We start from the raw sequence: 14,221 nt of genomic DNA on the forward strand, positions 1-14,221 counted from the left end.
TGAATCTTCGTATATAGGTTCATGAGTCATGTTGGAGTAGCATAGGATGTTGTGACGTTCCAGGGTTCCAAAGATTTTCAATATATTTTCCCTTAAAGGCAAGTTACTGTATAAAGAAATCTTAGTGTTACGAAATCTATATAGATTTATTATTTATAAATTTGCTTTATGTGGGCCTATTTGAGGAAAATATATTTGAATTTTTATCCATGTCAGTAGCCTGTCATATGCTAAAGTGTGAATTTTAAAACTAGGTTCACGTGTCATGTTAACTACCCCTTAGGATATGGTGACGCTGCAGATTCCTAAAATTCAAATATATTTATCCTTATAGGTAAGTTACTGTATTAATAAAGCTGAGTGTTGAAAGATCTATACTTTATTTTTCTACAATATTAACTATCCATTCTTTTTTTATTTCCCAAAGGGCAGCCTGTTTAACTCCAGAAATTACAATCTTTTCATCAAATAATCTACTCCAGCTTTTTTTGATTTTTGATTTTAACTGGGGATAAAAATTACTCATATAGGCGTCAAAATCATTTTCTATGTTGTATTTGGCCAATTCATCCGCAAATTTTTTTGCATCATCTTCATCCTTAGGTATATAGGAAAGATTTAATATTTTATTCCATTTTCCACTATCAAATAGTATGGCTTCATCCCTCTTTATTTCTAAGACTAAAACAACTGAGTCTTGAAAATGACCCACATATTTTGGGTCTGACCATGTCCAAATGGGAAATTCTGCTCCCTTAGGAGGAGGGAGTATAGATTGAGCATTTATTACAAACCAGTTATAGGCAGTGAGAAAAATTTTTGAAACTTTTTCGTATTTATTAGTTATGTATTCTTTTTTTACATGATATATACCCTCATTCATTATAGTATCTAGGACTATTTTATTTTGACAAGTCCACAACCTAATCACATCGTTACTCATGGTTTTATCCTCCTATAGTTTAATCTTCCTCGTATTGAATAATATCTATTATCCACTCTTTTTTTATCTCCCACAGGGTAGCTTGAGTAAGGTCACATAACCTAATGTTATGATCAAATAATCTATCCCAACTTTTTTTAATCTTGTCCCTAAGTAAAGGGTAAAAGTTTCCCTTGCTACTCATAATTAATGCAGATTCATCCTTAACACCGTATTTTTTAAGTTCTTTATTATGCTTTTTTTCATCCTCCCTATCTAGTGGCACATACCAATAATTTATAACATATCCCCATTTTTCTTGATCCGTAATGACTACATATTCCTCAGGAACTTCTAAATGAAGAACTACCGTATCTTCTGTAGGTTGGAGCATCATATTTTCTGTAGTAGATGACCAGATGGGATAATGGCAACCTTTCGGCAAAGGAACTATCTTTGATGCTCCTTGGGTATACCATTTATAAGCATTAAGATAAAAGGGAGAAATAGTATCAAATTTTTCTTTTATATATTCTTCTTTAACACGATATAGGCCCTGTTTTTTCAAGTCATTTAAGATTTCTTTATGCTGCCTAGTCCATAGTTGAATTTTTCCTTTGTTATGTTCATCCTTCACCTAAGGTCCCTCCTATTTATATTTTAAATAGATATTTTTCTGTAAATTCATTATATTTCATATAATCAGTATTATCAAATGATATAACAATTATGGAGAAAGTTTTTGTTAGAAATAAAAAAACTTAGAATATTACAGGGTGGACCTTAATATAATGTTGAGTAAGTAATGTTTTATATTTAGATAAAATGTTGAGATACATAAAGGAGGTACAAAGGTGTTGAGACAAAAAAAGGAAGTAGTTGCAATGGTTTTGGCAGGGGGACAAGGCTCTAGATTAAAAGAAATGACAAAAAACATTGCAAAGCCAGCTGTGGCCTTTGGAGGTAAATACAGAATCATTGATTTTACTTTGAGCAATTGTTCAAATTCACATATGGAGGCTGTTGGAGTTCTTACCCAATATGAGCCCTTTGAACTTAATGGTCATATAGGCAATGGCAGTCCCTGGGATCTTGACAGAATACATGGAGGTGTAAGTGTATTACCTCCCTATGTGGCACGAGATGGAGTAAGATGGTATAAGGGAACAGCAAATGCCATATACGAAAATATGGATTTTATTGATTCCTATGATCCAGAATATGTTCTCGTTTTATCAGGAGATCATATTTATAAGATGGACTATTCAAAGATGCTCAAATATCATAAAAAAAAGGGTGCAGAAGCCACCATATCCGTTATAGAAGTTCCCTGGGAAGAGACCTATAGATTTGGAATAATGAATGTGGATGAGAAGGGTAGAATTTACGAATTTGAAGAAAAACCTGAAAATGCCAAGAGCAACCTAGCTTCAATGGGAATATATATATTCAATTGGAAGATCTTAAAGAAATATTTAATAGAGGATGAGAAGGATGAACATTCTAAAAATGACTTTGGAAAAAATATAATTCCTAAAATGGTAGAGAGGGGACTTAAGGTTTATACATACAATTTCAATGGTTATTGGAAGGATGTTGGAACAATAGAAAGCTTTTGGGAAGCTAATATGGATCTATTAAAGGATGATAACAAGCTTAACTTATATGACCGAAAATGGAAGATTTATTCTGTTAACCCCCATACTCAACCTCATCATGTAAGTACCAGTGGACAGGTTGAAAATTCACTGCTAAATGAAGGCTGTATAGTCCATGGTAAAGTTAAAAGTTCCGTACTTTTTACAGGAGCATATGTAGGAAAAAATGCAAGGGTAATAGATTCAATAATTATGCCTGGTGCTAGGATAGAAGACCATGCAATCATTGAAAAGGCCATAGTTATGGAAGATGTAGTTATAAAAACTGGAAGGAAGATTGGGGATAAGAATTCAGATGTTGTTAAGGTAATAGATAAAAAATAAAATTTTACACAAATGGGTTTAAGGGGGAAATAGGATGAAAGATTTAATGGGAATAATTAATCTAAGCGAAAATGAAGAAGAAATTAAAGACATAACTTATAACAGACCCATAGCTACTGTTCCCATAGGGGGCAGGTATAGGGTTATAGATTTTACATTATCAAATATGATTAACGCAGGAATACATAATATATCCATATTTACTAGGGGGAAAAGTCGTTCTCTAATGGATCATATAGGTACTGGAAAACCCTGGGATTTAGATAGGAAAAATGATGGATTATTTGTTTTGAATCCTGTTTTTAATGTGAATAATGTTATTACCCATAGGGGTGATTTGGAGAATTTCAAAAATCATTTAGATTATATTAAATATAGCAATCAAGAATATGTACTTTTATCAAAAAGCTATATGATATGTAATATGGATTTTAGAGAAGCCTTTAAATATCACAAGGAGAGCTCAGCTCATATAACTATTATTTATAAAAAAATGACTAATAAGGATAAAAGATTTTTAGGTAGAAATATTTTAAACCTTGATGAAAAGGGAAGGGTTATGAGTATAGGTAACAATGCAGGTAACAGAAGGGAATATAACATATCTATGGAAATGTACCTAATGAAAAAGGAATTATTTTTAAATATTATTGAAGACAGTTTAACATTAGGTGATAGTGAATATATAAAGCAAGCCATATTTAAAAGAGTAGATACTTTAAATGTAAATGGGTATCCATACGAAGGATATTTGGCATGTATTAATTCCATTGAGAATTATTATGAAACTAGTATGGATATTTTAAATATGAATGTATCAAAGGAGCTATTTCACAAAGAAGGGCTAATATATACAAAGACAAAGGATGAACCGCCGGCCAAATATACACAGGATTCCCATGTTAAGAATTCTTTAGTTGCAAATGGTTGTATTATAGAAGGTACCCTTGAAAATTGTATAGTTGGTAGGGGAGTAAAGATTAAAAAAGGTGCTGTTGTGAAGGATAGTATTATTATGCAAAAAAGCATAATAGAGGACGGATCCCATATAAAAAACGCCATATTAGATAAGTATGTGCACATAACTGAAAACAAAATACTTGGTGGAGATAGAAAAAATCCATTAGTTATAAAGAAAGGAATAAGGATTTAATAATTAATAGGAGGATAAAACCAATGTTAAAAATACTTTATGTTGCTTCAGAAGCAGTACCCTTTATAAAAACTGGAGGCCTGGCAGATGTGGCTTTCTCACTTCCTAAGGCCCTTAAAAATATGGATGTGGATATAAGGGTAATAGTTCCAAAATACAAGGAAATAAAGGATGAATTTAAAGATAAGATGGAGCATATAACTAGTTTTCAAGTTCCCCTTTCCTGGAGAAGACAATATGCTGGAGTAGATTATTTAGAATATGAAGGAGTTCCCTTTTATTTTATAGATAATGAGGATTATTTCAAAAGGGATGGCATATATGGCCACTATGACGATGGAGAAAGGTTTTCTTATTTTTGTAAAGCTGTAATTGAATCCATGGAAAAAATAGGTTTCATACCAGATATTATACATTGTAACGATTGGCACACAGGGATCATACCCCTATTGTTAAAGGATCATTATAAAAAATATGGTAAATACAATCATATAAAAACTATTTTTACCATACACAATCTAAAATATCAAGGTGTATTTCCAAAGGAAATGTTAGAAGACGTATTAGGACTTGGAATGGAATATTATGATGAAGATGGTCTTGAATTCTATGGAGGAATAAATTTTATGAAAGGAGGTATTAAATATTCTGATTTAGTTACTACAGTAAGTGAAACCTACTCTAATGAAATAAAAGATCCTTTCTTTGGAGAAAGGTTGGATGGACTTTTAAGATATAGGGAAGATGATTTGTATGGCATAGTAAATGGAATTGATTATGAAATTTATAATCCCAATAATGATGAAAATATATTTGAAAAATATGATTTTAATTCTATAGAAAAAAAGGAAGAAAATAAAATTAGACTTCAAGAACAATTGAATCTACCTGTGAGAAAGGATGTTCCTATCATATCAATGGTTTGTAGACTGGCAAATATGAAGGGGCTAGATTTAGTGTTACATGTCTTAGAGGAATTATTATGTGAAGATGTGCAACTGGTCATATTAGGTACGGGCCAGGAAGAATATGAGTATAAATTAAAGGAATTTGAATATAGGTATCCTAAAAAACTATCTGCAAATATTCTTTTTAATGAGGAATTAGCCCATAAAATGTATGCAGCTTCAGATATGTTTTTGATGCCATCCCTATTTGAACCTTGCGGACTTGGTCAACTCATAGCTCTAAGATATGGAACTATACCAATGGTGAGGGAAACAGGTGGGTTAAATGATACTATTAAATCCTTTAGGGAAGATACGAAAGAAGGGAATGGTTTTAGTTTTACTAACTATAATGCCCATGATATGTTGTATACAATAAGAAGGGCTTTGAAATTTTATGAAAATAAAGAAGTATGGGGAAAAATTGTAGAAAATGCCATGAATCAAGAGTATAGTTGGAATAATTCAGCTAATAAGTATAAGGAATTATATTATAAAATATAATTTATAGATTTCTGATATATAAACTTGCTTTATGTGGGTTGATGAGGGGAAAAAGATTAAAAAATTAAGGAAGGAATCTTAATATGCTAGATTTAGATAAATATGCCTATGGGGGGAATGATTTAGGGGCCACTTGTTGTGAGAATTATACCATGTTTAAGGTATGGGCTCCAACTCAAGATAATATTAGGGTTATTGTTTATAATAATTATAGTGAAACCAAGGGTAGTATACATCCTATGAAAAAGGGAGAAAAGGGTATATGGCATCTAAAGTTAGATGGGAATCATAGAAATAAGTATTACAACTATATTCTAAAAGATGGTGAAAGGGTCACGGACCCATATACTAAAGGAGCTACTGCTAATGGTGAAAGGGGAATGATTGTAGATTTTAACTCATTAAATCCAGAGGGATGGAAGGAGCATAAAATTCCAAAGGTCATAAAATCATGCCAGTGTATAATATATGAAACTCATATTAGAGATTTTTCAGTCCATAAATCATCAGGTATGAAAAATAAAGGAAAATACCTTAGTTTATGTGAAGTGGGAACTAGAAATTCTTATGGCATGGCAACGGGGGTTGATCATTTAAAGGAATTAGGAGTTACTCATATACATTTATTACCCATATTTGATTTTGCCAGTGTGGATGAAAGAAAAAAAGATGGGTACAACTGGGGATATGATCCACATCTTTATAATGTACCAGAAGGGTCCTATTCTACTGATTCTTATGATGGAAGAAGGAGAATCTATGAGCTAAAAAAAATGATAATGACCCTCCATGAAAATAACATAAGGCTTATTATGGATGTGGTATATAATCATACCTATGAATTAGATAAATCACCCTTTAATATCCTTGTTCCAAAGTATTATTACAGAACTGATAAAGATGGGAATTTCACAAATGGTTCTGGCTGTGGAAATGAAATGGCCACAGAAAAATTAATGGTTAGGAAATTTATAATAGATTCTTTGAAATTTTGGGCTAAAGAATATAAGGTAGATGGATTTAGATTGGATCTTATGTCCCTTTATGATAAGGACACAGTTAAGGAAATTAAAGAAGAATTAAAAAAAATAAATCCTAGTATTTTAATTTATGGTGAACCTTGGACAGGAGGAATATCAGCTTTAGAATATGAAGATCAATTTAGAAAGGGAAGCCAAAGGGGCATGGAAATTGGCCTATTTAATGATGATTTTAGGAATGGCATAAAGGGAGATAACGATGGAACAGGTTTAGGTTTCATAAGTGGAGGATGGAACCTTGAAAATGAAATTAAAAAGGGGATTGTAGGAAGCATACATTATAGTGACGAAATATGGGGTTTTACAAAGGAACCTAATGAAACAATAAATTATGTTAGCTCCCATGACAATCTTACCCTCTACGATAAAATAGAAAAGGTGAAACCTTATGCTACTAAAGATCATAAGATTAAAATGAATAGATTGGCCCTATCCATAATTTTAACATGTCAAGGTATGCCCTTTTTACAGGGGGGAACGGAAATCCTTAGAACAAAATATGGAAATCACAATAGTTATAATGCTGGAGATGGGGTAAATGGTATAGATTGGGATAAAAAGGCTGAATATTTGGATACTTTTAATTATATAAAGGGATTAATAAATCTAAGGAAGAATCAAAAGGTCATGACCTTAGAGGAGGCTAAAGATATAAAAAAATATTTAACATTTATAGATTCTCCAAAGGGGTCTGTTGCCTATGTGTTAAATTCACCCTATGAAGGTGATTATAGGCATATATTTATTATACACAATGGAAACTTAGAAGAAATAACTATAACACTTCCAATTAAGGGTCAGTGGAAAGTAATAGGTAATGAATATGAGGTTAATGAATATGGAGTTTCAAAGGGAAATAAAACCTTTGTGGATCAAGTGAAGGTTAAGCCCTTATCAACATATATACTTGCGAATAAGTAAACGGGGGGGATTTAGATGGGAACTCATTTTAGGGGCTATTTGCCTCCTAGTTCCTTTGATATACATCTTTTTTATGAAGGGAAAAATTATAAAAGCTATGAGTTTTTAGGTGCCCATATAGTAGACTATAGGGGCATAAAAGGAGTAAGCTTTACCCTATGGGCACCAAGGCCTAAGGAAATAAGAGTAGTTGGGGATTTTAACAATTGGAATGGAGAAGGTTTTTCCATGAAAAAAGTTCATGATTCGGGTATATGGAATATATTCATAGGAGGAATTCATGAAGGAGACATATATAAATATGAAATACATACTATGGATGGTAGGGTCCTGTTAAAATCTGACCCCTATGGATTTTATTCGGAATTAAGACCAAATACGGCATCGGTAGTGATGAATTTAGATGATTACCATTGGAATGATGAGAAATGGATAAAAAATAGAGAGCTAAATCATAAGAGGCCTATGAATATATACGAATTACATTTAAGTTCTTGGAAAAGAAAATCAAATGGTGATTTTTATAGATATGCTGAAATAGCTGAGGAAATAATAGATTATGTAAAGGAAATGTCCTATACTCATATAGAAATATTGCCCTTAAATGAACATCCCTTTGATGGGTCTTGGGGATACCAAGGGACTGGGTATTATAGTATAACTAGTAGATATGGAGAGCCTAAAGATTTTATGTACTTTGTAGATAGATGCCACCAGGAGGGCATAGGAGTAATATTAGATTGGGTACCTTATCATTTTTGCAAGGATGAACATGGGTTATATAAATTTGATGGTTATGCCCTGTATGAATATGATGATCCCTTAATGGCAGAAAATATACAATGGGGTACTGGGTCCTTTGATTATACAAAGCCAGAGGTAATTAGTTTTTTAATATCAAATGGAATTTTCTTATTTCATATGTATCACATAGATGGCCTTAGGGTGGATGCCGTATCCCATATGATTAATCTAGATCATGGAAGCGAGAAAGGGGATTTTAAATTAAATAAATATGGCACAAAGGAAAATATTGAGGCCATAGAGTTTTTAAAAAGCCTTAATGAAGCTGTTTTGAAGGATTTTCCAAATGCTTTAATGATTGCTGAGGAATCAACAGCTTGGCCCTTAGTAACAGGTCCTACCCATCTAGGAGGATTGGCATTTAATTATAAGTGGAATATGGGCTGGATGAATGACATGCTAAGGTACATGGAAATGGACCCCATATATAGAAAATATCATCATGATTTAATAACATTTTCCTTTGTATATGCTTTTTCAGAAAATTTTATACTTCCTTTGTCCCATGATGAGGTGGTCCATGGGAAAAAATCACTTTTAGATAGGATGCCTGGAGATTATAATAATAAGTTTGGAAATTTGAGATTGTTATATTCTTATATGATAGGTCATCCAGGGAAAAAGCTATTATTCATGGGGGGAGAATTTGGACAATTTATAGAGTGGGATTATAAAAAAGAATTAGACTGGTGTTTACTTTCTTATCCTATGCATAAAAAGCTTAAAGATTTTGTAAAAGAATTAAATAGGTTCTATATTGAAGAAAAGGCCCTTTATGAAATTGACCATGAACAAGAGGGATTTTCTTGGATAGATCATCAAAATAGTGAGGAAAGTATTATAGCTTTTATGAGGAAGGGAAGGGAAAAGGGAGAATTTTTAATAATTGTTTGTAATTTTACTCCTGTAAAGAGGTGTGATTATAAAATAGGAGTTCCCTATGAAGGAGAGTATGAGGAAGTTTTTAATAGTGATTTGAAGGAATATGGAGGCTGGGGAGTTAGGAATGAAGGAATTATTAAATCAATGGATGAAAATTGGCACAATCAGCCATACTCCATTGAAGTGAAAATTCCACCCTTAGGAGCTTTGTTTATTAAGATGAAAAAGGAAAATAGTACTAGGGATCATTGTGATATTAAAAAAGTCTAATGATTTTGCTTAGAATGTGAAAGGAACGGACAGGGGCCGTTCTTTTTGTGTTGAAACTTGATTTACGTGAGCCTACTTCAGGAAAATATATTGAAAATTTTTTCCATCCAAGTCACCTGTCACATGCTAAAGTATGAATATTGAATATAGGTTCATGTTTCATGTTGACGTAGTAGATGATGTTGTGACGTTCCAGGATTCCAAAAATTTTCAATATATTTTCCTTTGTAGGCAAGTTACTGTATGGAGGAAACTTTATTTGATAAATTTATAAAAAATAGCGTAATTCTCACTTGGAAATGGTAATTCATATGTGGTAATATGGTTATATATAATGAACCTGTGGTTCAATATGTGAAACAAAAGTCAAGGAGGAGTTATAAGTGTATGAAATTGATTTAAATAGTGATATAGGAGAAAGTTTTGGTAATTATAAAATAGGATTAGATGAAGAAGTTTTAAAGTATGTTACATCTGCAAATATTGCTTGTGGTTGGCATGGTGGAGATCCAATTGTCATGGAGAAAACTGTAGAGATGGCTAGTGTAAAGGGCGTTGGTATAGGAGCCCATCCAGGATATTTAGATTTGATGGGATTTGGAAGAAGAAATATGGTAGTCCAACCGGATGAATTAAAGGCGTACATAAAATATCAGTTAGGAGCCCTTATGGCCTTTGCCATGGGTAAGGGGAAAAGAATTCAGCATGTAAAACCCCATGGTGCCATGTATAATATGGCTGCTAAGGAAGAAGATTTGGCAATGGCAATAGGTGAGGCTATTTATGAGGTAGACAAGGATATTATTCTTATGGGTCTTGCAAATAGTGAAATTATAAAAGCTGGGAAAAGGATTGGTTTAAAGGTTTGTAATGAAGTATTTGCAGATAGGGCATATAATCCAGATGGGACTTTAGTATCTAGAAGATTAGAAGGTGCAGTGATCCATGATAGGGATTTAGCCATAGATAGGGTCATTAGGATGGTTAAGGAAGGGAAGGTTACGGCCATAAATGGTGAAGATATAGAAATTAATCCTCAGTCAATATGTGTTCATGGTGATAACCCCCAGGCAGTTGAATTCGTTAAAAAAATCAGGCTAAGTCTAGAGAAAGAAAATATAAAAGTAAGGGCAATTTCAGAGTTTATTAAGTAGTAGGTATAGATTTACTATGTGGAAATAGGCTTTATTTGGGCCTATTTCAGGAAAATATATTAATATTTTATAATTAATTAGGGGGACGGTTCATGTATGAGGAGACAAAATATTTAGTATCAGGGGATAGAGCCCTGGTTATGGAATTTGGAGATGAAATAAGTGAAGAGATTAATAGGAAAGTAAGGGCCATGACCATAGGAATAGGGAAAGGGAATATAAAGGGAATAGGAGAGATAATACCCACATATCGTTCCCTCATGGTAAACTATAATCCTTTAGAAATAGATTATAAGAACTTATTAAAGGAGCTTAAAATCCTAGAGGACCAATTGGATAGTATACATATTCCTCCTCCTCAGGTAATGGAAATTCCCACATTATACGGAGGGCAGTATGGGCCAGATATGGATACGGTGGCAGATCATAATGGACTTACTTTTGATGATGTAATAAGAATTCATTCTTCAAGGGAGTATTTAATATATATGATAGGGTTTACTCCAGGTTTTCCCTATTTGGGAGGCATGGATGAAAGAATTGCCACTCCTAGATTAAAAAAACCTAGAATCAAAATCAGTGGAGGCACTGTAGGAATAGCTGGAGATCAAACGGGAATTTATCCCATAGATAGCCCTGGTGGATGGCAGTTAATAGGTAAAACTCCCTTAAAATTATATGATGTACATAGGGATACGCCTATTTTATTGGAGGCAGGAAATTATATTAAGTTTGTGCCAATTGATGAAAGGGAATATGAAAGAATAGAAAAGGAAGTAAAAAATAATTCCTATGAATATAACATATATCCTAAAGAAAGGAAGGACATATAAATGGGAAAAATAAAGATTATAAGCCCTGGATTTTTAACAACAATACAGGATAAGGGAAGATATGGATATGAGCAATTCGGTGTTCCTGTATCAGGGGTAATGGATAAATTTGCTTATAGAATGGCCAATATATTAGTTGAAAATAATGAGTCAGAACCAGTACTTGAGGTTACTATGTTAGGTCCACAAATAGAATTTGAAAGTGTAGAGACCATTTCCATTACGGGAGGAAATTTATCTCCTAAAATTAATGGTAGGGAAGTTTCCATGTGGACAAGTATAAAAGTTAATAGGGGAGATTTGTTGTCCTTTGGAGAAATAAAAGGTGGATGTAGAAGTTATATTGCATTTTCTAGTGGAATAGATATACCAGTTATTATGAGAAGTAAATCAACCTATTTAAAGGGAAAGATTGGCGGATATGAAGGAAGGCAATTAAAAACTGGAGATATATTAAATGTTCCATCAATAGGGAATAACTTTAAAAAGAAATTCATACCTGAGAAATATATCCCTAAATATAAGGGGCAGTTACATGTACGTGTGGTATTAGGGCCACAGGAAGATCACTTTACAAATAAAGGAATAGACACCTTTTTATCTAGTGAATATACCATAACCAATGAATGTGACAGAATGGGAATTAGACTCCAGGGAGGAGAGATTGAACACATGGATGGTGCGGATATTATTTCTGATGGAATTGGATTTGGAGCCATTCAAGTACCAGGCCATGGGAAACCTATTATTATGATGGCAGATAGGCAAACTACTGGTGGATATACGAAGATAGCCAATGTGATTAGTGCTGATCTTTATAAGATTGCCCAAGGTAAGCCTGGAGATAAAATAAGATTTGAAGAAGTTAGTGTGGAAGAAGCTCAAGGGATTTTGAGGGAAGAAGAAGAAAAGATAGATCTTATTAAAAAGGAATCTTTGTCTATTAAGATCATAAAGTCTAATGAATATGTTCTAAAGATCAATGGAAAAAGCTATAATGTGAAAGTTGAAGAAGTTCAATAAAAATTTATTATATTAATTATATAAGAAGAAATACCGAGGATTTTACCCTCGGTATTTAATATTTAAATTATTATCCTAGTTCCATCAAATTTTGTAAGACAAAATCCTTTGAAATCTTCATTATAGGTCTTCTTAAAATCGTGAAGGATACCAATGGCCACCGCTTCTCCTAACTTCATACCTTCAATTCCATCTGAACGCCAGTGAACACCAGCCGTATCACGACCAAGGGAAATATTAGAAGCAAGTTTGTTAAGTTCACCACCTATACTCAAGGGCTCACCTAAATATGGAAGCAATGATAAACCATCAGCACTAGCCACAACTGGATTAGGTATAATAAAATCTTCATTAAAGAAGGCCTTTAACATAGTAACACCTGCTCCTACAATAGAAGCATGACCAGCTGGATAGGATGTATGGGTAGGACAGCCTTCTGGATAGGCCATAGGAAGTAAATAGGTTCCATATTTATGAAAAACTTTAGGAATAGCCTTAGAGTTTAGTAATTCGGAATTAATAGGATAATTAGTCTTACCTATCAAATTATTATGGACACGACCTCCAAATTCTTCAGGACGCAATCGACGATGAACTAAAAACTTTTGAAACCAAGCGGCTTCAAGGGCTATCCTTGCTGACTTTCCAACGAAATCTAAAATATATGCAGCACCAAAGGTTACAAAGCCAACCTGAGTTTTTGAACATAAATAAGGATTTTCTTCACATAGGGCCCTTTCTCCAAAGCCTAATAAGATCAAACAAGCATTTAGTACACTTTGGTACGTAAAATCTCCATGAACCCACTCTCCCAAATCCCTACCACTTCGAATATAACGTGGTTTAGGGTCTAACTCAATTGGATTAGAAGGGGTTTCTCCATTTTGAATGTTTAACCATTCATCATAGGAAGTCATATAATCTTTTTTAGGTAAGGCTGTGGTATATTGTTGTTTAAGTTTTTTAGGTCCAAAGGGAACATCTATGGATAAAAATTGAGAAATAAAGGGACCAACTAAATCTCCTGGAGTATTACCACGAAATAATGTTTGTGGAGTAACCATACCACAATCCTTGGGCCCATGGTAATCTGAAAAATTGGACATATCATTGGCAGCCTCTTTGATTAAGCCATTAGTATCATATTCTGCAAAGGGTATATGACGAGTTAATGCTCTCCAATAATCTTCACCCATTTCACTGGCCATCCATGGACTACTAAAATTAGGTGGCACAGCCATTGTTAAATGATGTGAATTAGGGCCTTCTAAGTCAAAGGCATAGGAACCTTGAGGATTCACAAATTTACGAACACCACCTAAAGGTATGTGTTCAAACATTTGAGGATTACCCGTTGTTAGAGCCTTAATCCATATATTATAGGCACTCATGGAAACTTCACCTAGTTCATTGTGGGGCAGAGCCTTAGAGTAATTGGCAATTTTATTAGGGTATAGTTCTGAATCTCCATTACAAGGATGATTTGGAATAGGTAGATCCCTTTGGAAAGTGGCCGCATCTTCACGGATTTTGTATGCCTTTTGGCTATTTTGAAGAGAGGTCAATGGCCCTAGCTCACAGGAGTCACTTAAATATTTAGGTGATTTTTCTGTTTTACACATGTCCTCTACATGAACTTCATCCTTTTTCACTGTATCTTCTTCTATAATTTTAGCTTTTGATATACTATAATCATTTTCTTCATTTGGCATATCTGATTCAATAAACACGTTATACACCTTGTAACCTCCTTATGATAACCTAAGTAATAATTTATATAGATTTG

11 protein-coding genes are annotated in these 14,221 nt (G+C 33.3%); 8 read left to right on the forward strand and 3 right to left on the reverse strand.

From position 1 onward, the window contains the following. Positions 1-379: 379 nt before the first annotated feature. Entirely contained in the window at positions 380-943 is a 564-nt protein-coding gene (locus N4A57_RS08760) for a DUF3841 domain-containing protein (protein ID WP_293657611.1), read from the reverse strand. Between the two features lie 19 nt (positions 944-962). Further along, complete coding sequence (locus N4A57_RS08765) at positions 963-1,559, reverse strand: DUF3841 domain-containing protein (RefSeq protein ID WP_293657613.1); 597 nt, start codon at positions 1,557-1,559, stop codon at positions 963-965. A gap of 217 nt (positions 1,560-1,776) precedes the next feature. Here N4A57_RS08765 and N4A57_RS08770 point away from each other — a divergent pair, with 217 nt between their 5' ends. The 8 genes from N4A57_RS08770 to N4A57_RS08805 all read left to right on the forward strand — a co-directional run bounded on the left by N4A57_RS08770 (position 1,777) and on the right by N4A57_RS08805 (position 12,435). Continuing rightward, positions 1,777-2,904: a glucose-1-phosphate adenylyltransferase gene (locus tag N4A57_RS08770; RefSeq protein WP_293657615.1), complete on the forward strand. Its 1,128-nt coding sequence runs from the start codon at positions 1,777-1,779 to the stop codon at positions 2,902-2,904. Between the two features lie 34 nt (positions 2,905-2,938). Continuing rightward, positions 2,939-4,057 (forward strand): glucose-1-phosphate adenylyltransferase subunit GlgD, encoded by a 1,119-nt coding sequence (glgD, locus tag N4A57_RS08775; protein ID WP_293657616.1) that lies wholly within the window; start codon positions 2,939-2,941, stop codon positions 4,055-4,057. A gap of 23 nt (positions 4,058-4,080) precedes the next feature. Continuing rightward, entirely contained in the window at positions 4,081-5,508 is a 1,428-nt protein-coding gene (gene glgA, locus N4A57_RS08780; RefSeq protein ID WP_293657617.1) for a glycogen synthase GlgA, read from the forward strand. Between the two features lie 83 nt (positions 5,509-5,591). Continuing rightward, positions 5,592-7,469 carry a type I pullulanase gene (gene pulA / locus N4A57_RS08785; RefSeq protein ID WP_293657618.1) on the forward strand — a complete coding sequence of 626 codons (1,878 nt, stop codon included), beginning with the start codon at positions 5,592-5,594 and terminating at the stop codon, positions 7,467-7,469. Positions 7,470-7,484: 15 nt separating this feature from the next. Further along, positions 7,485-9,425, forward strand: a complete 1,941-nt coding sequence (gene glgB, locus N4A57_RS08790; RefSeq protein WP_293657619.1) for a 1,4-alpha-glucan branching protein GlgB — start codon at positions 7,485-7,487, stop codon at positions 9,423-9,425. A 383-nt stretch (positions 9,426-9,808) separates the two neighbouring features. Next, the gene (locus tag N4A57_RS08795; RefSeq protein WP_293657620.1) at positions 9,809-10,579 is read left to right on the forward strand and encodes a LamB/YcsF family protein; all 771 of its coding nucleotides are present in this window, start codon (positions 9,809-9,811) and stop codon (positions 10,577-10,579) included. A 92-nt stretch (positions 10,580-10,671) separates the two neighbouring features. Further along, positions 10,672-11,412 (forward strand): 5-oxoprolinase subunit PxpB, encoded by a 741-nt coding sequence (gene pxpB, locus N4A57_RS08800; protein ID WP_293657621.1) that lies wholly within the window; start codon positions 10,672-10,674, stop codon positions 11,410-11,412. Beyond that, positions 11,413-12,435: a biotin-dependent carboxyltransferase family protein gene (locus tag N4A57_RS08805; RefSeq protein WP_293657623.1), complete on the forward strand. Its 1,023-nt coding sequence runs from the start codon at positions 11,413-11,415 to the stop codon at positions 12,433-12,435. It abuts the gene before it with no gap. A gap of 62 nt (positions 12,436-12,497) precedes the next feature. Here N4A57_RS08805 and N4A57_RS08810 read toward each other — a convergent pair whose 3' ends face one another. Continuing rightward, positions 12,498-14,174, reverse strand: coding sequence for a vanadium-dependent haloperoxidase (locus tag N4A57_RS08810; RefSeq protein WP_293657625.1), 1,677 nt, complete (start codon positions 14,172-14,174; stop codon positions 12,498-12,500). Positions 14,175-14,221 lie beyond the last annotated feature (47 nt).

Source organism: Anaeromicrobium sp., from assembly GCF_025210435.1.
Lineage (GTDB): Bacteria > Bacillota > Clostridia > Peptostreptococcales > Thermotaleaceae > Anaeromicrobium.

Excerpts from the sequence above, each read along its gene's own strand:
- N4A57_RS08760 (WP_293657611.1), bottom strand. The coding sequence starts at position 943 with ATGAGTAACGATGTGATTAGGTTGTGGACTTGTCAAAATAAAATAGTC.
- glgD (WP_293657616.1), top strand. The coding sequence starts at position 2,939 with ATGAAAGATTTAATGGGAATAATTAATCTAAGCGAAAATGAAGAAGAA.
- glgA (WP_293657617.1), top strand. The coding sequence starts at position 4,081 with ATGTTAAAAATACTTTATGTTGCTTCAGAAGCAGTACCCTTTATAAAA.
- pulA (WP_293657618.1), top strand. The coding sequence starts at position 5,592 with ATGCTAGATTTAGATAAATATGCCTATGGGGGGAATGATTTAGGGGCC.
- glgB (WP_293657619.1), top strand. The coding sequence starts at position 7,485 with ATGGGAACTCATTTTAGGGGCTATTTGCCTCCTAGTTCCTTTGATATA.
- pxpB (WP_293657621.1), top strand. The coding sequence starts at position 10,672 with ATGTATGAGGAGACAAAATATTTAGTATCAGGGGATAGAGCCCTGGTT.
- N4A57_RS08805 (WP_293657623.1), top strand. The coding sequence starts at position 11,413 with ATGGGAAAAATAAAGATTATAAGCCCTGGATTTTTAACAACAATACAG.